Raw genomic sequence first — 19062 nt, forward strand, 5'->3', positions numbered from 1 at the left:
GATGCCGCCGCCGACAAGCTTAGTTGGAGCGTGAATTGCTCAGCATGTCGGCGGTGATATTGGCCGGAACGACGACCGGCGCGGCCGGGCGCGGCAGATTGTCCGTCAGCATCGAAGCCTGGAGAATCTTGGTCGGGCTGACCGGCGGTTCGCCGCGCACGATTTCATCCACCACGTCCATGCCCGAAATAACCCGGCCGAAGTTGGTGTAGCGATGGTCCAGCGCAAAGCGCGGATAGAAGACGATAAAGAACTGGCTGTTGGCCGTGTCGGGCTGATCGGTCCGCGCCATCGAGATGGTCCCGCGGACGTGCGGCATCGAATTGAATTCCGCCTTGAGGTCAGGCAGGGGCGATCCGCCCTGGCCTGTTCCCGTGGGGTCACCGGTCTGCGCCATGAAGCCATCGATCACGCGGTGAAAGATGATCCCGTTATAAAAGCCCTGCTTGGCCAGAGTCTTGATCCGCTCGACATGGTTCGGGGCCCATTGCGGCATCAGGCGGATCAGCACGCGCCCGCCATTGGACAGGTCCAGAACCAGAATATTTTCCGGATCGACCGTCACGTCAGGATTGACGAACGGGTTCAGCGCCGGAGCGGCAGGCGTGGCAGCCGCGTCCTTCTGGGCATCCTCCTTCTTGGCAAGAGCCGGACTGGCAATGAGCGACAGGCCAAGGGCAAAGGAAGCGATCAGGCGACGGTTCATGGGTGTCTTGTCTCGTGACTAAGCAGTTTCAGGGGCGCGGGATAGCGCCCCCAGGCTGTCATGGCAATGAACGGAACGGCCTTCGCCCCCCGATTGCTTAACGCTTGCCGATCCGCGCCACTACGTCGTTGCGCACGGCGGGGCTGACGAACTTCGAAATCTCGCCGCCATAGACCGCGATTTCCTTGACTAGGCGCGAGGCAATCGGCTGCAGCGCGACGTCGGCCATCAGGAACACCGTCTCAACCTCATGGTTGAGCTGGCGGTTCATGCCGGTCAGCTGATATTCGTATTCAAAGTCGGTCACGCCGCGAATGCCGCGGATCACCACCGATGCGCCCATCGCGTCGGCAAAGTCCATCAACAGCGAGTTGAACCCGACCACGCGGATCTTGCCGTTGCCGATGCTGGCCACTTCGCGTTCCACCATGGCGATGCGTTCATCGTCATTGAACATCGGCGATTTCGCGATGTTGGTGGTCACCCCGATAATCAGTTCATCGACCAGCTTTGCGCCGCGTTCGATGATGTCCATGTGCCCCAGGGTAATCGGGTCGAAAGTGCCGGGATAGACCCCGATCCGCTTCGCCATTTTCAGTGGTCCCTCTCAACGATGTAGCGCGCCAGTGCCCGCAACAGGTCTGCCTCTTGCCCGTAAGATCCCAGATGCGCAATCGCTTGCTGAGTCAGCATCCGGGCCTGTTCCCGCGCGCGCTCCTCGCCCAGCAGGCCAACGAAGGTCTGCTTGCCGGCATCGGCATCCTTGCGCAGCGCCTTGCCCGCCTTGGCCTCGTCCCCGGCGTGATCCAGCAAGTCGTCGGCGATCTGGAAAGCCAGCCCGATGTCCCGCGCATAGCCCTTCAAATGCGTGCGCCCCTCGGCCGGAACCTTGCCCAGCACCGCGCCCATTTCCACGGCAGCGGACAGCAGTGCGCCAGTCTTCAGCTGCTGCATCCGAGTAATCGCGGCCAGATCGAACGCCTGCCCCTCCCCTTCGATGTCCAGCATCTGCCCGCCGACCATGCCGCTGGCACCCGAGGCGCAGGCCAGGACCTGGACCAGTTCGGCCCGTACGAAGGGGTCGCCGCTGGTGGCCGGGTCGGACAGGACTTCAAAGGCAAAGCATTGCAGGGCATCCCCGGCCAGCACCGCCACGGCCTCGCCAAAGGCCTTGTGCGTGCTCGGCTTGCCGTGGCGCATGGCATCGTCGTCCATGCAGGGCAGATCGTCATGGACCAGCGAATAAGCGTGAACAGCCTCGATCGCGATGGCCGCGCGCAGGGCGTTGGAGCGGTCTACCCCATGCATGGCGGCCGTTGCCGTCAGCAACAGCGGACGCAGCCGCTTGCCCCCGCCGATGGTCGCATAGCGCATTGCCTCGGCCAGCTTGCCCTCGCTTGGCAGCATGGCATCGAACATCGTGTCGACATCGCGGGCAATGGCGGCAAGCGCCCCGGCCAGCAAGGGATCAGGCGTCATGTCAGCCAGCGTCGAACGGCTGGGTGCCAGCGACCTGGCCATCCCCGCCCGCAACGATCTTGTCGATCCGCAGCTGCGCCGCATCAAGCCGCGCCTGGCAGTGCTTGCGCAGCTTTTCGCCGCGTTCGTACAGGTCCATGGTGGCGTCCAGCGGCACTTCGCCGCTTTCCAGCTTGCGGACAATGTCTTCCAGCGCCCGCAGCGCATCTTCGAAAGTCAGCGCGGCAATATCGGGATCGGTCTCGCTCATGGCACGGACCATTGACCGCGCGCGTCCCAGCGGTCAAGTTGCCTTGCACGGAAGCGATGCGTTTCCGGGGAGAATTTTGCGATGTTCAAGTGGTACATTGCCTATCCGCTGGTAGGCGCGTTTTTCCTGGTGCTGGACATGGCCTGGCTGCGCTTTGCCGGACCCGCGCTTTACCGACCGGCGCTGGGCGACCTCTTGACCGAGAAGTTCCGCATCGGCCCGGCCATCGCCTTCTACGTGATCTACTTCGCGGCGCTCACCCTGTTCGCCGTCGCCCCCGGTACGCTGCTGGCGCAAAGCAATTACGGCGTCGCCATCTCCACTGGAATGGGCGCGGCCCTAGGCCTGACTGCTTATGCCACCTACAACCTCACCAACATGGCCACCCTGCGCCAGTGGCCGCTGCAAATGACCCTGGTCGACATGGCCTGGGGCACCGTGGCGAGCGGGCTGGCCGCCGGTGCGGCGACCTTTGCCATGATCAAGCTGCAAGGCTAAGTTAAGGTGTTCATCGGTCACTGGGCGCCAGCGCTGGCAGTAGCGGCACGGCGCCCAGTCCCGTCACTGGGCCTGCTGTTCGTGGCGGCCCAGCTGGTCGATTGGGCCTTCTTCGCCTTCCTACTGATCGGTGTGGAGCACATGCGCTTTGCGCCCGGGATCAGCGCGATGAACCCGATGGACCTCTACCACATGCCCTACACGCATTCGTTGCTGGGGTCGGCGGTGTTTGCCGCAGGATTCGGGGGGCTGATCTGGCTGGTGACGCGGGACCGGATGGGTGCCCTGCTGGCCGGAGCAGTGGTGCTGTCCCACTGGTTTCTTGATCTGCTGGTCCACGTGCCGGACCTGACTCTGGCCGGAAGTCCGCCCAAGCTGGGCTTTGGCCTGTGGAATCATCCGGCGGTGGAAATGCCGTTGGAACTGGCCCTAACCTTCGGTGCGCTCTGGCTTTACGCCCGGTCGCGCAAGCCGAAAGCGGGGCGCGTTGCCGTGCTGGCGGTTGCCTTGCTCGCCTTTCAGGCGGTCAACTGGTTCGGACCGGTGGAGCCGGAAGTGACTGCGGGAACAAGCCTGCTGGCCTTCTTCGCCTATGGCTTGGTGACAATGATTGCCTGGTGGGTGGGGAAAAGCGCGGCAGATTCCGCCCAAACAGGCTAGCGGGACTCGGCTTCCCCCGCTAAGGCGCGGCCATGTCCGAGATCACTCCCGAAGTCGTCGCCGCCCACGGGCTGTCCGAGGAAGAATACCAGCGCGTGCTGCACGCCCTGGGGCGCGAGCCGAACATGGTCGAGCTCGGCATCTTTTCCGTCATGTGGTCCGAGCATTGCTCGTACAAGAGCAGCCGCATCCACCTGAAGAAGCTGCCGACCGAAGCCCCCTGGGTTATCTGCGGCCCCGGTGAGAATGCCGGCGTGATCGACATTGGCGATGGCCAGGCCGCCATCTTCAAGATGGAGAGCCACAACCACCCTAGCTATATCGAGCCCTATCAGGGCGCGGCGACCGGGGTTGGCGGCATCCTGCGCGACGTGTTCACCATGGGCGCGCGCCCCGTGGCCAACATGAACGCCCTGCGCTTTGGCCGGCCCGACCATCCCAAGATGAAGTCGCTGGTCAAGGGCGTGGTCGCAGGCATCGGCGGCTATGGCAACTGCGTCGGCGTGCCGACTGTTGGCGGCGAAACCAATTTCCACCCTGCTTATGACGGCAATATCCTGGTCAATGCGATGACCGTGGGCGTGGCCGATGCGGACAAGATCTTCTATTCCGCCGCCACCGGCATCGGCAATCCGATCGTCTATGTCGGGTCCAAGACCGGGCGCGACGGGATCCACGGCGCGACCATGGCCAGCGCCGACTTTGGCGAGGATTCGGAAGAAAAGCGCCCGACCGTGCAGGTCGGCGACCCCTTCACCGAAAAGCTGCTGATCGAAGCCTGCCTGGAACTGATGGCAACCGACGCCATCGTCGCGATCCAGGACATGGGCGCGGCCGGTCTGACTTCCAGCTCGGTCGAAATGGCGACCAACGGCAAGGCCGGGATCATTCTCGACATGGACAAGGTGCCGTGCCGCGAAGAAGGCATGACCCCTTACGAAATGATGCTGAGCGAAAGCCAGGAGCGGATGCTCATGGTGCTCAAGCCCGGCAAGGAAGCCATGGCCGAAGCCATCTTCCACAAGTGGGAACTGGACTTTGCCGTGATCGGCGAAGTGACCGACACCGGCCACATGGTCCTGACCTGGAAGGGCGAAACGGTCTGCGACATTCCGCTGGGTCCGCTGGCCGAAGACGCGCCGCTCTATGACCGCCCGGCCCTCAGCCTCAGCGAATACAAGGCCTGGGCCAAGGTGAAGCCGCTGGACGAAGTGCCCGAAAGCGCAGACCTGGGCGCAGACCTGCTCAAGCTGATGGCCTGCCCGGACCTGGCCAATCGCCGCTGGATCTTTGAACAATATGACAGTCAGGTCGGCGCGGACACCCTGCAAAAGAGCGGCGGCGATGCAGCGGTCGTGCGCCTGCACGGCACGCGCAAGGCCCTGGCGATCAGCACCGATTGCACCCCGCGCTATTGCTATGCCGATCCCTACGAAGGCGGCAAGCAGGCCGTGGCTGAAACCTATCGCAACATTTCGGCGGTCGGCGCCAAGCCCTTGGCAATCACCAACTGCCTGAACTTCGCCAATCCGCAGCGCCCGGAAATCATGGCCCAGATCGTCGAGGCCCTGCGCGGCATGGGCGATGCCTGCCGCGCGCTGGACTATCCGATCGTGTCGGGCAACGTCTCGCTGTACAACGAAAGCAAGGCGACCGGCGGCGGCTCGGCCATTCTGCCCACTCCGGCCATCGGCGGCGTTGGCCTGATGGCGGACTATGGCGTGATGGCGACCATCGGGATCAAGGCCGAGGGCGAATGCCTGGCCGTGATCGGTCCGTGCTATCCGGAACTGGGCCAGTCGCTCTGGCTGCGCGAAATCCATGGCCGCGAAGATGGTGAACCGCCGCGGGTCGATCTGGTCGACGAGCGCATGAACGCCGAAATCGTCCGCCAGCTCATCGCCGATGGCCTGGTGACTGCCGTACACGACATCAGCAACGGCGGCCTGCTGGTCGCGGCGGCGGAAATGGCGCTGGCGGGCAATATCGGCATCACGCTGGACGCGATGGACACGGCATTCGCCTTCAACGAAAGCCAGTCGCGCTATCTCGTCACCTACCGCGCGGACCGTCCGCTGGACCGCAGTAAGGTGCCGTTCGAAAAGATCGGCACGACCGGCGGCGACGCGCTGGTGGTCAATGGCAAGCCGATCAAGCTCAGCGCCCTGCGCGAAGCGAACGACAGCTTCTTCAAGGACTGGATGGAAGGGTAAGGCCTGAGGGCCTTGCTCTTGACCAATGACCGCCGCCGGACCTGACCGGCACCCTGAAGCGTCCACCCGTCACCCTGAACTTGTTTCAGGGTCCATCGGGCCGGTTACCTGACCTGTCCGAAGGGGTGCTGCGCTGCGTTGTTACCCGTCAATCCGGCCTTCGGACTGAAACGCGAAATGGACCCTGAAACAAGTTCAGGGTGACGGACTTGAGCTTAGGCTTGAGCGTTGCGCTGGCCGCCGAAGTTCGTCAGGCCGCATTGTTCACCGGGGCCATCAAATCATACGGATCGACCCCAACCGCGCGCCACATGGCGTGGGCCTGGTGGTAGTACTTCGGCTCGCCGATGTTCAGCTTCCTGCGCAGTTCGTCCAGCGGCTGGCCGAGCAGTTCGCGGATCGGTTGTTCCACCAGACGCGGGCAGGCCTTGCCCATGTTCTGCGCCTCGCGCACCGCGCGGAAGACCGGCACCTTGGCCGCCTTGTGCTTGCGGATTTGCAGCGCCCCGGCATAGCCCAGGAACAGGTGCGCCAGCGCGGGCTGCTGGCTGTAGGTAAAGGCCAGTACGCATTGCTCGCCCAGGGCATCGCGGCCAAAGCCGGTCAGCACGTGCAGCAAGTCATGCGTATCGCGCATTCGGTTGAAATACCAGGTAACCTGATCGGCAAAGAAGAATTCCGCCGGGCGATAGCGGTCCAGCTCGTCCACCAGCCCCTGGGCCGACAGGCCTTCGCGCTCCATGAAGTCGCAATAGGCATGGGCCAGACTGCCGGCCGGCAGTTTGCGCAGGGAGTCGTGATCATCCAGGATCGCCACCAGCGAAGGCTCGCTCTTGCGGATCGCCTTGCCGCGCTCGCTGCCAAGGAACGCCTGCGCCGCATCATAGGCCCCGCGCCAGGGCAGCGCCTCGAAAATCTTGGCGACTTCCGCCGTGTTTTCCTTGTCCTTCACCAGTTCCTTGAAGTGGTGCCAGGCCTTGGGCAGGTCATAGCGCATGGGCGGACGACCCGGCAGCATCATCGGCAGGTCATCGGACGTGAAATCCGGGGCGAGCGGCTTTGCAGTCATCATGTTCATGGCGGACATGATGATGCGAATTACTTACAGAACTGTCAATAGGTCTTTGAGGAAGGTGGCGCCCCGCTTTGCCTGACGCTAACCTGCATCAAAATAGGGGAGAATGCCATGGCGCGCCGCTGGCCGTTGCTGCTGGGATTGATAGCCGGACTGAGCACGATCATGCTGGGTCTATGGACCGGAAGCGATCTGGCCGATCAATGGTCGCGCGCCGCACGTTGGACCGCGCGCATCGGTTTGCCGATCTTCCTGCTGGCCTATGCGGCATCGTCGCTTGCCCGGCTCTGGCCGAACACGGCGACCCGCTCAATCTGGCAGAACCGCCGCTGGTGGGGCCTCGGCTTTGCCGCGTGCCACACCGCGCATCTTTATGCGCTGGTGCGTTTTCTCCAGATCAGCGGCGAGGACCGCCCCCTTCCCGCACTAGCCGCCGGTGGGCTGGCCTATGTGATGATGTTCGTCATGGCTGCAACGTCCAACGATACAGCCATGCGGGCGCTGGGGCGCAACTGGAAGCGACTGCACACCTTTGGCATTCACACCCTGTGGCTGATCTTCACACTGTCCTATTCGCTGCGTCTGCTCAATCCCGATACCCGGCCCGAAGCGATCTATGGGGTGACTTTGTGCCTTGCCGCGCTGGCCCTGCGAATCGCGGCCCGGCGCAGGACCAAACGGGTCTAGGCCCACTCGCCTTCCGGGATTCCCAGCAGCCGCAGCACGTCGGTCAGGTCGCCCCGATCAATCGCGCCGTTTGCTGCGGCCCGCGCCTTGGGCTTGGCGTGATAGGCCACGCCATAGCTGGCCGCGACCAGCATCGGAATGTCGTTCGCCCCATCGCCGGTCGCCAGACTTGCCGCGCCACCGCTGGCCTCAACCGCCGCGCGCAGCACCGCTTCCTTGACCGAACTGTCGACAATGTCGCCGACCAGTCCCCCGGTCAGCTTGCCGTGGCCGACCGCCAGGCGATTGCCGACGACCTTCTCAAAACCGAGCCGCTCCGCCACGGGATCGGCAAACTGGTGGAAGCCGCCCGTCACCAGCACCGTCTTGCAGCCATGCGCCTTCAAGGTCGCGACCAAGGTGCCCGCACCGGGCATGTCGACAATCCGCTCGACCAGACACTGCTGGATCGCGTCTTCACCCAGGCCGCCCAGCAGCCGCACCCGCTCGGTCAGCGCTTCGGCGAAATCCAGTTCGCCCTGCATGGCGCGCTCGGTAATCTCGGCGATCTGGTCCTTGATCCCGGCAAAGTCGGCCAGTTCGTCGATGCATTCCTGCCCGATCATGGTAGAATCCATGTCAGACACGAAAACCCCCGGAACCTGGGGCAAGTGGTCGGTAATCAGCATGTCGGACGGAGCGAAGTGCCGGTCCAGCACGCCGCGCACCGCCGCCGGATCGCCTTCATGGGCCATGAATTGCAGGACGTTTTCGGCCTGCGGCAACAGGTCCGCGCCCAGCACTTTCGCCCCTTGCGCTTCCAGCGCGTGGACCGCCGCATCAACATGTGCGGACAAGGCCGCCGGTTCTGCTATCACGCGCGCAATGAGCACTCTTCATTCCCCTGAATCGGCAGAGCATCCGCCGCTGGCGCTCATTGCAGGGCCAACCGCCAGCGGCAAGAGCGATTGCGCAGTGCGCCTGGCACTTATGCTCAAGGCGCAGGGCGGCGAGGGCGTGATCATCAATGCCGACAGCGCGCAAGTCTATGCCGACTTGGCAGTCCTGTCTGCCCGCCCATCGGCAGAGGAAATGCAAGGGATCGAGCACCGTCTGTTCGGCGAATGGGACGGCGCAGAGGCTTGCTCCGCCGCCGACTGGGCGGTCCGCGCACGGGAAGTGATTGCCGAGGTGCACCGGCGCGGCGCGGTGCCGATCCTCGTCGGCGGTACCGGCCTCTATCTGCGCACCCTGCTCGACGGGATCGCGCCCGTCCCGCCCATTGATCCCGCAGTGCGTGATGCCGTCCGCGCCATGCCGGTGGAACAGGCCTATGCCGCGCTTCAGGCCGAGGACCCTGCCCGGGCGGCCTTGCTTTCCCCCGGCGACACCACGCGGATTGCCCGCGCGCTGGAAGTCGTCCGCTCGACCGGGCGTTCCCTGGCGGAATGGCAGGCGGACCGGGTGGGCGGCATTGCGGGGAGCGTTGAATTGCATCCCCTGATCCTCCTGCCGCCGCGCGACTGGCTTTATGAGCGCTGCGACCGCCGCTTTGCCTTGATGCTCGACCACGGCGCCTTGGCTGAGGTTGAGGCACTGCTCGCGCGCCAGCTCGATCCTGCCCTGCCCGTCATGCGCGCCATCGGCGTGCCGGAAATAGCCGCTTTGCTCAGCGGCGAAATCGACCGGGCCGAGGCAGAATCCCGTGGCGCGCAGGCCACGCGCAACTATGCCAAGCGGCAATATACCTGGTTCCGCAACCAGCCACCGCAAGACTGGCCCAGAACCGAGTCATTTGATTACGATATGGAAGCTGAATTCGCATCATTATTGCGCGTTTAAGGGTTGACGCGTTATTTCCTATCCCCTAGGGCATGCAGCAAGATATGCGCTTGCGCATTCGCCCCGAGTTGGAGAGGAGACCCGGTACAGCCCCCTGTGCCGGGTCGGTCCTTTAAGAGCCGGGGCGATGCGAAAGCGCAGAAATTGAAAGGTAAGCGAAGGTGAGCGAGGAGCGCAGCGGCGCCAGCATTCTGGTTGAAAGCCTGGTTCGTCAGGGAGTCGAATTCGTGTTCGGCTATCCGGGCGGAGCCGTGCTGCCGATTTACGACGCCCTGTTTGGCGATGCCCGCATCCGGCACATCCTGGTCCGGCACGAAGCAGGCGCGGCCCATGCGGCAGAAGGCTATGCCCGTTCGACCGGGAAGCCCGGCGTGGTCCTGGTCACGTCCGGTCCGGGTGCGACGAATGCGGTCACCGGCATTGCCGATGCCTTCATGGATTCGATCCCGCTGGTCGTCATCACCGGGCAGGTCCCGACCGGCCTGATCGGTTCGGACGCGTTCCAGGAAGCCGATACCATCGGGATCACTCGCCACTGCACCAAGCACAACTATCTGGTGAAGGATCCGTCGGAACTGGCCGCCATCGTGGACGAGGCGTTCCAGATCGCCACGACTGGCCGCCCTGGCCCGGTCGTGATCGACATTCCCAAGGACGTGCAGATCGCCTCGGCAACGTGGAGCGAAGGCGCGCCGCAGCGTCCGATCCGCTACAACCCGCCCCACCAGGGCAGCGAACGCGACATTGCCAAGGCAATCGAGCTGATCGCCAATGCCAAGGCACCGATCTTCTACACCGGCGGCGGCGTGATCAATTCGGGTCCGCGCGCTTCGGAACTGCTGCGCCAGTTGCAGGAACTGACGGGCGCTCCGGTCACTTCGACCCTGATGGGCCTGGGCGCTTTCCCGGCGGGCCATCCCGACTGGCTCGGCATGCTGGGCATGCACGGCACCTATGAAGCCAACATGGCGATGAACCGGGCCGACCTGATCATTGCCGTTGGCGCGCGCTTTGATGACCGCGTGACCGGTCGGCTCGACGCGTTCAGCCCGCACTCGACCAAGATCCACATCGACATCGACCGCGCTTCGATCAACAAGACCGTGCCGGTCGACTTGCCGATCCTGGGTGACAGCGCCGCCGTGCTGGAACAGCTGATCGCCGCCTGGGGCAACCGCCAGGCGCAGGACCTGACCGAATGGAAGGCCCGGATCGACGGCTGGCGCGCGCGCAAGAGCCTGGCCTACCCGGCCAACAAGTCCGCGATCATGCCGCAGCTGGCGATTGAGCGCCTGTTCGAGCTGACAAAGGACAAGGACCCGATCATCGCGACCGAAGTGGGCCAGCACCAGATGTGGGCGGCGCAGTACTTCCACTTCTTTGGCCCCAACAAGTGGCTGACGTCCGGCGGGCTTGGCACCATGGGCTATGGCCTTCCGGCTGCCATCGGTGCGCAGCTGGGCAATCCTGACAGCCTGGTGATCGACGTCGCCGGGGATGCCTCGATCCAGATGAACATCCAGGAGCTGGGCACGGCCACGCAGTTCCGCCTGCCGGTCAAGGTTTTCGTGCTCAACAACGAATGGATGGGCATGGTCCGCCAGTGGCAGGAACTGACCTATGAAAGCCGCTATTCCAGCTCCTACTCGGACAGCCTGCCCGATTTCGTGAAGCTGGCCGAAGCCTATGGCTGGAAGGGTATCCGCATCGAAAACGAATCCCAGCTGGACGCCGGAATCCAGGAGATGATCGACTATCCGGGGCCAGTGATCGTCGACTGCCTGGTGGCCAAGGAAGCCAACTGCTTCCCGATGATCCCCTCGGGCGCGGCGCATACCGACATGATCCTCTACGGCGATCAGGTCGCGGGCACCATGGACGACGAAGCGAAGGCGCTGGTGTGACCCTTCGAGACGGCCTCTCAGCCTGCGGCTTCGACGCCTCCTCAGGGCGATCGGCTTCCCCCTTCTCCGTTCGTCCTGAGGAGCGCGAGGACGAAGTCCGAGTGCGTCTCGAAGGACCGCGCAGGAAAATTTGATATGATGAAGATCAAGCACGAAGCATCGGAACGCCACGTCCTGACCATCACGGTCGATAACGAGGCGGGCATCCTGGCCAAGATCGCCGGTCTGTTCACCGCGCGCGGCTATAATATCGACAGCCTGACCGTGGCCGACATTACCGAAAACCACGCGGTCAGCCGGATCACCATCGTTACCCACGGTCCGCCTGCGGTGATCGACCAGATCCATGCCCAGCTGGACCGGCTGGTCCCGGTCCACAAGGTCGTCGACCTGACCGAGGCTGGCGATCATGTCGAGCGCGAGCTGGCGCTGGTCAAAGTATCCGGCACCGGGGACGCGCGGGTCGAGGCGCTGCGCCTGGCCGAAGTGTTCCGCGCCAAGGTGGTCGATACGACTACCAGCAGCTTCATCTTCGAACTGACCGGCACTCCGGACAAGCTGGACCGCTTCGTCTCGCTGATGCGCGAACTGGGCCTGGTCGAAGTGGGCCGGACCGGCGTGGTCGGCATGATGCGCGGAGCCACAGGGATTTGATTTTCAAGTACCAACCTAACCCGTCATCCCGGGCTTGACCCGGGATCCAGCTTCCTTCCACGCGAAGAACAATCTGGACCCCGGCTCAAGGCCGGGGTGACGCAAACCAAAGACGGGATTACGAACATGAAGGTTTATTACGACGCCGATTGCGACCTGAACCTGGTCACGGGCAAGAAGATCGCCGTTCTGGGCTATGGCAGCCAAGGCCACGCCCATGCGCAGAACCTGCGCGACAGCGGCGTGAAGGAAGTAGCCATCGCGCTGCGTCCCGGCTCGGCCAGCGCGAAGAAGGCCGAAGCGGCCGGCTTCAAGGTCATGTCGAACAAGGAAGCCGCCGGCTGGGCCGACGTCCTCATGATCCTGGCTCCGGACGAGCATCAGGCCGCCATCTGGGACAACGACCTGAAGGGCAACATGAAGCCCGGCGCGGCGCTTGCCTTTGCCCACGGCCTCAACATCCACTTCGGCCTGATCGAAGTGCCCGCCGACATAGACGTGATCATGATCGCGCCGAAGGGTCCGGGCCACACCGTGCGCGGCGAATACCTGAAGGGCGGCGGCGTGCCGTGCCTGATCGCCGTGCACCAGGATGCTACCGGCAATGCCCATGACGTTGCCCTGGCCTATGCCTCTGGCGTGGGCGGTGGCCGCAGCGGCATCATCGAAACCAACTTCAAGGAAGAGTGCGAAACCGACCTGTTCGGCGAACAGGCCGTGCTGTGCGGCGGCATCACTCACCTGATCCAGGCCGGGTTCGAAACCCTGGTCGAAGCCGGTTACGCCCCGGAAATGGCCTATTTCGAGTGCCTTCACGAAACCAAGCTGATCGTCGACCTGCTCTATGAAGGCGGCATCGCCAACATGCGCTACTCGATCTCGAACACGGCGGAATATGGTGACATCACCACCGGTCCGCGCATCATCACTGCCGAAACCAAGGCGGAAATGAAGCGCGTTCTGGAAGACATCCAGTCGGGCCGCTTCGTGAAGAACTTCGTGCTCGACAACCGCGCCGGCCAGCCCGAGCTGAAGGCTGCCCGCAAGGCTGCCGAAGCGCACCCGATCGAACAGACCGGTTCGCGCCTGCGCGCCATGATGCCCTGGATTGGCAAGAACAAGCTGGTTGACCAGGAAAAGAATTGATCCTGTCATGACTTCGGGGCAGAGATGCGAACCATTCGCAACTCTGCCCCGGAGGTTTTCCCATGAAGAATGCACTATTCGGCAGCGCCATCGTGGCCGCCGCTCTTGCCCTGACGCTTCCGCTGGAAGCACAGGCACCCCAGCTTCCCGGCAGCAAGAACACCGCCGCTATCACTGGCGGAACCTATCAGGCCGATGCTGGCCACACCCTGGTCGGCTGGCGCGTCGATCACTTCGGCTTCACCCCCTATTTCGGCCTGTTCGGTGACATCACCGGCACGCTGGTGCTCGATCCCAAGAACCCGGCCGCGGCCAAGGTCGACGTGACCATTCCCGTCGCCAAGGTGACGACGGCCAGCGCGGGCCTGACCGCGCACCTGCTCAAGCCTGCGGGTGAGAGCGGCAAGGCTGACTTCTTCGGCGCGGCCCCTGCCCCGGCACGCTTCGTTTCCACCGCCGTCCATGTCCACGGCGGCGATAGCGCGCACATCACTGGCGACCTCACCCTGAACGGCGTGACGCGCCCGGTCACGCTGGACGCTAAGTTCTATGGCGCGGGCAAGGCTCCGGCGATGATGGGCGGCAAGGAAAACGTCGGCTTCACCGCCACGGCGAAGATCAAGCGCAGCGACTTTGGCGTCGGCTATGCGATCCCGCTGGTGTCGGACGAAGTCGAACTGGATATCGTCGCGGCGTTCCAGAAGTAAGCGGAACCGGCTCTGTGCGGGGGCGTTGTATCAGCGCCTTCGCCGGAGCCGATTTCATGCGCCTGACCTTGTCCCTCACCCTCTCCTGCCTCGCGCTACTGAGCGCCTGTAACGAGGCCAAACGGCCCGCGCCGGAACAGACCGAAATGGGCGAGGACAGCGCGGCCGCCGTGGTTACGCCCGTTCCCGACAACGAACCGACCATGCAGGTCCCTGTGGGGCCCGCGCCCGCAGGCGCTACCGATCCGGCCACGTCGGCGGTCCGCACTGCCGATACCTGCGGCGCTGCCAAGGCCCAGGCGCGCATGAATTCTCTGCCCAGCAAGGACACCCTAACCGCAATCCGCGCTGACGTGGGCCACAGCCGCATTCGCGTGATCGAACCCGGCGCGGCGGTGACGATGGACTATGTCCCCACCCGTCTGAACATCGAGATTGGCGTCGATGGCCGGATCAAGGCGATCCGCTGCGGCTAACGCATTCCGGCAAAGGCGGCACGCAGTTCCGCGACGAAGGCCTCTGGCTGTTCCCAGGCGGCAAAGTGACCGCCCTTCTCCATATCCCCCCAGTGGACCAGGTTGCGGTAATTGCGCTCTGCCCATTTGCGCGGGGTCGGCAGGATTTCCTTGGGAAAGGCGCTGATTGCCACCGGCAATTCGATTTCTTGCGGCGCAAACGAGCCGAAGCTTTCCCAATAGAGCCGCGCGGATGATGCCCCGTTGGCAGGCAGCCAATAGAGCATGATGTTGTCGAGGATCTGGTCCCGGCTCAGCGCATCGAAGGGCGAACCGGAATTGTCGGTCCAGGCCCACATCTTCTCGAAGATCCAGCCTGCCAGTCCAACCGGACTATCGACCAGCCCATAGCCCACCGTCTGCGGACGGGTGCGCTGCTGGGTGGAATAGCCGGAGTCCCAATCCTGGTAATGCTTGAGCGCGCCCAGCGCCTTCAGCTCTGCCGGAGTGGGATTTTCCATATCCTCGGGCAAGGGCCGCCCGATCGGCATGTTGAGGTGAATGCCCGCGCAGCCAGCGACTTTCTGCACGCCGATGGCCGTGGTCACGGCGCTGCCCCAGTCGCCGCCCTGCGCGACCCAGCGGGTGTAACCCAGCCGCGTCATCAGCTGACCCCAGGCGCGGCCGATCTTCTCCACGCCCCATCCGGTTGCGGCGGGCTTGCCGGAAAAGCCGAAGCCCGGCAGCGAGGGGAGGACCAGATCAAAGGCCTGGGCCGGATCGTCCGGATTGGTCAGCGCCTCGATCACCCCCATGAACTCGATCACCGAACCCGGCCAGCCGTGGGTCATGATCAGCGGCATGGCCCCGGCATGAGGGGAGCGGACGTGGATAAAGTGGATGGGCAGGCCGTCAATCTCGGTCACGAACTGGCCCAGGGCATTCAGCCGCGCCTCGCACCGCCGCCAGTCATAGTCGCGGCGCCAATAGGCAACCAGGTCCTGCAAGGCGGCCAGCGGCGTGCCCTGCGACCAGTCCTCCACGGTTTCCTTTTCCGGCCAGCGGGTCCGGTCGATCCGGGTGTTGAGATCGTCCAGTTCCTGTTGCGGAACATCAAGCGTAAAGGGCCGGATTTCAGACATTCCCCAGATCTCCCATTGCCCGTTTGTTATCGGATCATTTGTCCAAAGCCGCCTTCGATGCCGCCTCCACCCGCCCCCGGTCGATCATCGCCAGAGTGCTGGTGGCCTTGGCCAGCAAGTTGCCCGCCCCATCCTTTAACGCGCCTTCATAAAAGGCGGTGCGCTTGCCGTGCTTGACCACCCAGCCCTCCGCAAAGACCGGACCCGGCCGGGCGGGCGCAAAGAAGCTGACTTTCAATTCCAGCGTCATTGGCACGATCTCGTCCCCGGTCAGGGCAATCGCCGCATGGGCCATGGCGGCGTCGATCCACCCCGTCACGAAGCCGCCCTGCACCACGCCGCCGGAATGGCACTGCGCCTGCTTCGCCTCGTATTCCAGAACGGCACGGCCCGCAGGATCAATCTCGACAATCCGGGTCAGGCCCATCTCTTCATAGAGCGCGTTGACAACCGACATCAGACGAGCGCCGAATAGATCAGGGTCTTCAGTTCGCGGCGGATCGGATAGACGCTGCTCGGCGAAAGCTGGGTCATGAAGACCATGTGCACCTTTTCCACCGGATCGACGAAGAACGCGGTCGAGAACATTCCGCCCCAGTAATATTCGCCGGTCGAACCCGGAATCATGTTGGCCGCCGGGTTGATGTTCACGGCAAAGCCCAGGCCGAAACCCACGCCGGCATTGGTCGCCTCGCTGAACAGCGATTTCGACCAGCTGGCCAGATCGCCGCCATCAGGCAGGTGGTTCATGGTCATCAGCTCCAGCGTCTTGCGCCCGATGATCCGTTCGCCTTCCAGTTCCCCGCCGTTAAGCAGCATCTGGCAGAAACGGTGATAGTCCAGCGCGGTCGAAACCAGCCCGCCGCCGCCCGAAAGCTGGCGCGGCATCCGGCTCCAGGCGCTTTCCGCGCCGCGATCGTACATCACCCGGCCCTTGTCCGGAACGAAGGTGTAGCAGTCCGTCAGACGGTCGACCTTGCCTTCGGGCACGGCAAAGAAGGTATCGTCCATCTTGAGCGGCTGGAAAATCCGCGTGGCAAAGAACTGGTCGAGCGAAAGGCCCGACAGGCGCTGAACCACGGCGCCCAGAACGTCGGTCGAAACCGAATAGTTCCAGGCCGTACCCGGCGAAAACTCCAGCGGCAGCTTGCCCAGCGCGGCGACGAATTCGTCGAGATCCAGGTTGCCGTGCCAGTTCTCGAACTTGCCTTCCCGCATCGCGGCATCGATGTTGGTTCGGTTCTGGAAGCCATAGGTCAGGCCAGAGGTATGGCGCAGCAGGTCGACCATCTGCATCGGCCGTTCGCACGCCTTGGTCAGGAACGGCACGCCCGCGCCGCCGCCGTTATAGACCCCCAGTCCCTTGAATTCGGGCAGGACGTGGTGGACCGGCGTATCCAGCGCCACCTTGCCCTCTTCCAGCAGCATCATGAAGGCCACCGAAGTGATAGGCTTGGTCATCGAGGCGATGCGGAACAGCGATCCCTCGTCAATCGTCTTGCCCCCTTCGCGCGCGGTCCCTTGCGAGGAAAAATGCGCAATCTCTCCATCACGGGCGACCAGAACCTGCGCATTGGGCAGCAGGCCTGTATCGAGGTAGCGCTCCTTCACGAAGGCATCGAGACGGGCAAGACGTGACTTATCGAAACCGGCGGCAGATGGCATGCGCAAGAATCCCCTCAGTTGCTTTGCGCAACCTTATTGCCACTGCCGCACGGCTCGGCAAGCGCGGAGAGAGAAGGAGCGGAATTCAGGGGTATCCCCTTTACAAGCCGCGCCTCGCTCGCCATAGGCTGGCGCCATGAACCTGCGTCTTGGCCTTACCCTGCGACTTACCCGCCCTTGGGCGTGAGCTTGGCGTGCCGGTAGGGGCCGCCAGCGGCTCCCAAGGGAAGAACCCACCGCACCATTGTCGCAATTGCCATATACCGGACCATACCGATGACCATGCTGAAGAACCCCGCGGCCAAGTATCGCCCCTTTCCGCCCATCAACCTGCCCGACCGCAAGTGGCCGAGCCAGGTGATCACCAAGGCCCCGCGCTGGCTTTCGACCGACCTGCGCGACGGGAACCAGGCGCTGATCGACCCGATGGGCGCGGAAAAGAAGATGCGGTTCTTCGACCTGCTGCTGAAAGTCGGCTGCAAGGAAATCGAAGTGGGCTTTCCGGCATCGGGCGCAACGGACTTTGACTTTATCTCTGGCCTGGTCCGCAATGACAAGATTCCCGACGACGTTGCAATCCAGATCCTCACGCAGTCGCGCCGCGACCTGATCGAAACCAGCTTTGCCAGCCTGGAAGGCGCAAAGACGGCCATCGTCCACCTCTACAACGCGGTCTCGCCGGTCTGGCGCAAGGTCGTGTTCGGCATGACCAAGGACGAGATCAAGCAGATCGCCATTGAAGGCGCGAAGGTGCTGCGCGACCAGGCTGCCAAGTATCACCAGACCGACTGGGTGTTCGAATACAGCCCGGAAACCTTCTCCACCGCCGAAGTGGAATATTCGGTCGAAGTCTGCGCCGCCGTGATGGACGTGCTGCAGCCGACGCCGGAAAAGCCGATCATCTTCAACCTGCCCGCCACGGTCGAATGCGCGACGCCCAATGTCTATGCCGACCAGGTGGAACTGTTCGGGCGGCTGATCCCCAACCGCGACAGCGTGGTCATCTCGCTCCACACCCACAACGACCGCGGCACCGGCATTGCCGCAGCTGAACTGGGCCTGATGGCTGGTGGCGACCGCGTCGAAGGCTGCCTGTTCGGCAATGGCGAGCGCACCGGCAACTGCGACATCGTTACCGTCGCGCTCAACATGTACACGCAGGGCGTTGATCCGGGACTGGATTTCTCGGATATCGACGCCATCGCCAAGACGGTGGAATATTGCAACCAACTGCCGATCCACCCGCGCCACCCCTATGTTGGCGAACTGGTCTACACCTCGTTCTCGGGCAGCCATCAGGATGCGATCAAGAAGGGCTTTGCCGCGCGCGAGCAGCAGAATGACGAAACGTGGGAGATGCCCTATCTGCCCATCGACCCCGCCGATCTGGGCCGCGATTACGAAGCGGTGATCCGCGTCAACTCGCAGTCCGGCAAGGGCGGTTTCGCCTGGGTTCTGGAACAGGACCAGGGCCTGAAACTGCCCAAGAAGATGCAGGCGCACTTCTCCAAGCACGTGCAGGAACTGGCCGACGAAGTGGGCCGCGAACTGTTTGCCGACGATATCTGGGCGGTCTTCCAGAAGACCTATCACCTCAACACACCGCAGCATTTCCAGCTGATGGATTACGAGGAAACCAAGGCGGCGGACGGCACGCGCCTGTTCGCAGGCAAGATCGCCGTGGACGATCAGGAACAGTCCGTTTCCGGTCGCGGCAATGGTCTGATCAGCTCGGTCGTTTCAACCATTGGCGAAACCTTCGGCGTAAAGCTGGAAGTGAAGGACTATGCCGAACACGCCATGACCGCCGGGTCCGATGCCCGCGCGGCGGCCTATGTCGAATGCACCGGCCCGGACGGCAAGACCGTCTGGGGCGTAGGCATCGACGAGGACATTGCGACGGCCTCGGTCCGCGCCGTACTCAGCGCGGCGAACGCGGTGGCCGGTCGTTAACTTAAGACCCGTTCGTGTCGAGCGTAGTCGAGACACCGCTTGCGGCA

Annotated in this window: 20 protein-coding genes; 11 read left to right on the top strand and 9 right to left on the bottom strand. The window is 63.6% G+C overall.

All coding sequences use genetic code 11. The annotated features are described in order from the left end of the window. Positions 1–19: 19 nt before the first annotated feature. The 4 genes from ACQKOE_RS03195 to ACQKOE_RS03210 form a co-directional block, all read right to left on the bottom strand. Positions 20–706, bottom strand: coding sequence for a peptidylprolyl isomerase (locus ACQKOE_RS03195; protein ID WP_427511527.1), 687 nt, complete (start codon positions 704–706; stop codon positions 20–22). Positions 707–803: 97 nt separating this feature from the next. After that, on the bottom strand, positions 804–1298 hold the full coding sequence (gene coaD, locus ACQKOE_RS03200; RefSeq protein ID WP_427511528.1) for a pantetheine-phosphate adenylyltransferase: 495 nt from the start codon (positions 1296–1298) through the stop codon (positions 804–806). A gap of 2 nt (positions 1299–1300) precedes the next feature. Beyond that, positions 1301–2227: a polyprenyl synthetase family protein gene (locus ACQKOE_RS03205; RefSeq protein WP_427511529.1), complete on the bottom strand. Its 927-nt coding sequence runs from the start codon at positions 2225–2227 to the stop codon at positions 1301–1303. After that, positions 2187–2435 (bottom strand): exodeoxyribonuclease VII small subunit, encoded by a 249-nt coding sequence (locus ACQKOE_RS03210; protein ID WP_374587918.1) that lies wholly within the window; start codon positions 2433–2435, stop codon positions 2187–2189. The genes ACQKOE_RS03205 and ACQKOE_RS03210 overlap by 41 nt, the downstream gene beginning before the upstream one ends. Before the next feature lie 81 nt (positions 2436–2516). Here ACQKOE_RS03210 and ACQKOE_RS03215 point away from each other — a divergent pair, with 81 nt between their 5' ends. Genes ACQKOE_RS03215 through purL form a run of 3 tightly spaced genes read left to right on the top strand, consistent with a single transcriptional unit; the run spans position 2517 to position 5806 of the window. After that, positions 2517–2933: a DUF2177 family protein gene (locus ACQKOE_RS03215; protein ID WP_374587920.1), complete on the top strand. Its 417-nt coding sequence runs from the start codon at positions 2517–2519 to the stop codon at positions 2931–2933. A gap of 6 nt (positions 2934–2939) precedes the next feature. Beyond that, positions 2940–3593, top strand: coding sequence for a hypothetical protein (locus tag ACQKOE_RS03220; RefSeq protein ID WP_427511530.1), 654 nt, complete (start codon positions 2940–2942; stop codon positions 3591–3593). Positions 3594–3625: 32 nt separating this feature from the next. Beyond that, positions 3626–5806 (top strand): phosphoribosylformylglycinamidine synthase subunit PurL, encoded by a 2181-nt coding sequence (purL, locus tag ACQKOE_RS03225; RefSeq protein WP_427511531.1) that lies wholly within the window; start codon positions 3626–3628, stop codon positions 5804–5806. Between the two features lie 250 nt (positions 5807–6056). Here purL and ACQKOE_RS03230 read toward each other — a convergent pair whose 3' ends face one another. Beyond that, a complete protein-coding gene (locus ACQKOE_RS03230; protein ID WP_427511532.1) occupies positions 6057–6884 on the bottom strand; it encodes a Coq4 family protein in 828 nt (275 codons plus the stop codon). A 108-nt stretch (positions 6885–6992) separates the two neighbouring features. On the opposite strand from ACQKOE_RS03230, the gene ACQKOE_RS03235 reads away from it, so the two are divergent. Further along, positions 6993–7568 carry a hypothetical protein gene (locus tag ACQKOE_RS03235; RefSeq protein WP_427511533.1) on the top strand — a complete coding sequence of 192 codons (576 nt, stop codon included), beginning with the start codon at positions 6993–6995 and terminating at the stop codon, positions 7566–7568. On the opposite strand, the gene serB is transcribed toward ACQKOE_RS03235, so the two are convergent. Beyond that, complete coding sequence (gene serB, locus ACQKOE_RS03240; RefSeq protein ID WP_427511534.1) at positions 7565–8404, bottom strand: phosphoserine phosphatase SerB; 840 nt, start codon at positions 8402–8404, stop codon at positions 7565–7567. The genes ACQKOE_RS03235 and serB overlap by 4 nt on opposite strands. A 28-nt stretch (positions 8405–8432) precedes the next feature. Between serB and miaA the strand changes: the two genes are divergently transcribed. The 6 genes from miaA (at position 8433) to ACQKOE_RS03270 (ending at position 14276) form a co-directional block, all read left to right on the top strand. Continuing rightward, entirely contained in the window at positions 8433–9389 is a 957-nt protein-coding gene (gene miaA, locus ACQKOE_RS03245) for a tRNA (adenosine(37)-N6)-dimethylallyltransferase MiaA (protein WP_427511535.1), read from the top strand. A gap of 161 nt (positions 9390–9550) precedes the next feature. Next, the gene (gene ilvB / locus ACQKOE_RS03250; RefSeq protein ID WP_427511536.1) at positions 9551–11293 is read left to right on the top strand and encodes a biosynthetic-type acetolactate synthase large subunit; all 1743 of its coding nucleotides are present in this window, start codon (positions 9551–9553) and stop codon (positions 11291–11293) included. Positions 11294–11431: 138 nt separating this feature from the next. After that, a complete protein-coding gene (gene ilvN / locus ACQKOE_RS03255) occupies positions 11432–11947 on the top strand; it encodes an acetolactate synthase small subunit (protein ID WP_374588060.1) in 516 nt (171 codons plus the stop codon). Between the two features lie 126 nt (positions 11948–12073). Further along, entirely contained in the window at positions 12074–13093 is a 1020-nt protein-coding gene (gene ilvC / locus ACQKOE_RS03260; RefSeq protein ID WP_374587934.1) for a ketol-acid reductoisomerase, read from the top strand. 62 nt (positions 13094–13155) lie between these two features. Continuing rightward, entirely contained in the window at positions 13156–13800 is a 645-nt protein-coding gene (locus ACQKOE_RS03265; RefSeq protein ID WP_427511537.1) for a YceI family protein, read from the top strand. A 56-nt stretch (positions 13801–13856) separates the two neighbouring features. Then, positions 13857–14276, top strand: coding sequence for an I78 family peptidase inhibitor (locus tag ACQKOE_RS03270; protein ID WP_427511538.1), 420 nt, complete (start codon positions 13857–13859; stop codon positions 14274–14276). On the opposite strand, the gene ACQKOE_RS03275 is transcribed toward ACQKOE_RS03270, so the two are convergent. Genes ACQKOE_RS03275 through ACQKOE_RS03285 form a run of 3 tightly spaced genes read right to left on the bottom strand, consistent with a single transcriptional unit; the run spans position 14273 to position 17062 of the window. After that, positions 14273–15397 (bottom strand): epoxide hydrolase family protein, encoded by a 1125-nt coding sequence (locus ACQKOE_RS03275; protein ID WP_427511539.1) that lies wholly within the window; start codon positions 15395–15397, stop codon positions 14273–14275. The genes ACQKOE_RS03270 and ACQKOE_RS03275 overlap by 4 nt on opposite strands. A gap of 34 nt (positions 15398–15431) precedes the next feature. Continuing rightward, on the bottom strand, positions 15432–15854 hold the full coding sequence (locus ACQKOE_RS03280; protein ID WP_427511540.1) for a PaaI family thioesterase: 423 nt from the start codon (positions 15852–15854) through the stop codon (positions 15432–15434). Beyond that, positions 15854–17062 carry a serine hydrolase domain-containing protein gene (locus ACQKOE_RS03285; protein WP_427511541.1) on the bottom strand — a complete coding sequence of 403 codons (1209 nt, stop codon included), beginning with the start codon at positions 17060–17062 and terminating at the stop codon, positions 15854–15856. Before ACQKOE_RS03285 ends, ACQKOE_RS03280 begins: the two co-directional genes overlap by 1 nt. Positions 17063–17338: 276 nt before the next feature. Here ACQKOE_RS03285 and leuA point away from each other — a divergent pair, with 276 nt between their 5' ends. Beyond that, positions 17339–19015 (top strand): 2-isopropylmalate synthase, encoded by a 1677-nt coding sequence (leuA, locus tag ACQKOE_RS03290; RefSeq protein WP_427511542.1) that lies wholly within the window; start codon positions 17339–17341, stop codon positions 19013–19015. Positions 19016–19062 lie beyond the last annotated feature (47 nt).

Source organism: Novosphingobium sp. NPDC080210 (assembly GCF_050281025.1).
Taxonomy (GTDB): domain Bacteria; phylum Pseudomonadota; class Alphaproteobacteria; order Sphingomonadales; family Sphingomonadaceae; genus Novosphingobium.

Bases quoted from the DNA above. Each gene is read 5' to 3' on its own strand.
- ACQKOE_RS03265 (WP_427511537.1), top strand. From the start codon at position 13,156: ATGAAGAATGCACTATTCGGCAGCGCCATCGTGGCCGCCGCTCTTGCC.
- ACQKOE_RS03230 (WP_427511532.1), bottom strand. From the start codon at position 6,884: ATGAACATGATGACTGCAAAGCCGCTCGCCCCGGATTTCACGTCCGAT.
- miaA (WP_427511535.1), top strand. From the start codon at position 8,433: ATGAGCACTCTTCATTCCCCTGAATCGGCAGAGCATCCGCCGCTGGCG.
- ACQKOE_RS03215 (WP_374587920.1), top strand. From the start codon at position 2,517: ATGTTCAAGTGGTACATTGCCTATCCGCTGGTAGGCGCGTTTTTCCTG.
- ACQKOE_RS03205 (WP_427511529.1), bottom strand. From the start codon at position 2,227: ATGGCCAGGTCGCTGGCACCCAGCCGTTCGACGCTGGCTGACATGACG.
- ACQKOE_RS03210 (WP_374587918.1), bottom strand. From the start codon at position 2,435: ATGAGCGAGACCGATCCCGATATTGCCGCGCTGACTTTCGAAGATGCG.
- ACQKOE_RS03280 (WP_427511540.1), bottom strand. From the start codon at position 15,854: ATGTCGGTTGTCAACGCGCTCTATGAAGAGATGGGCCTGACCCGGATT.
- ilvN (WP_374588060.1), top strand. From the start codon at position 11,432: ATGAAGATCAAGCACGAAGCATCGGAACGCCACGTCCTGACCATCACG.
- ACQKOE_RS03285 (WP_427511541.1), bottom strand. From the start codon at position 17,062: ATGCCATCTGCCGCCGGTTTCGATAAGTCACGTCTTGCCCGTCTCGAT.
- purL (WP_427511531.1), top strand. From the start codon at position 3,626: ATGTCCGAGATCACTCCCGAAGTCGTCGCCGCCCACGGGCTGTCCGAG.
- ACQKOE_RS03270 (WP_427511538.1), top strand. From the start codon at position 13,857: ATGCGCCTGACCTTGTCCCTCACCCTCTCCTGCCTCGCGCTACTGAGC.
- coaD (WP_427511528.1), bottom strand. From the start codon at position 1,298: ATGGCGAAGCGGATCGGGGTCTATCCCGGCACTTTCGACCCGATTACC.
- ilvC (WP_374587934.1), top strand. From the start codon at position 12,074: ATGAAGGTTTATTACGACGCCGATTGCGACCTGAACCTGGTCACGGGC.
- ACQKOE_RS03235 (WP_427511533.1), top strand. From the start codon at position 6,993: ATGGCGCGCCGCTGGCCGTTGCTGCTGGGATTGATAGCCGGACTGAGC.
- ACQKOE_RS03195 (WP_427511527.1), bottom strand. From the start codon at position 706: ATGAACCGTCGCCTGATCGCTTCCTTTGCCCTTGGCCTGTCGCTCATT.
- ACQKOE_RS03275 (WP_427511539.1), bottom strand. From the start codon at position 15,397: ATGTCTGAAATCCGGCCCTTTACGCTTGATGTTCCGCAACAGGAACTG.
- leuA (WP_427511542.1), top strand. From the start codon at position 17,339: ATGACCATGCTGAAGAACCCCGCGGCCAAGTATCGCCCCTTTCCGCCC.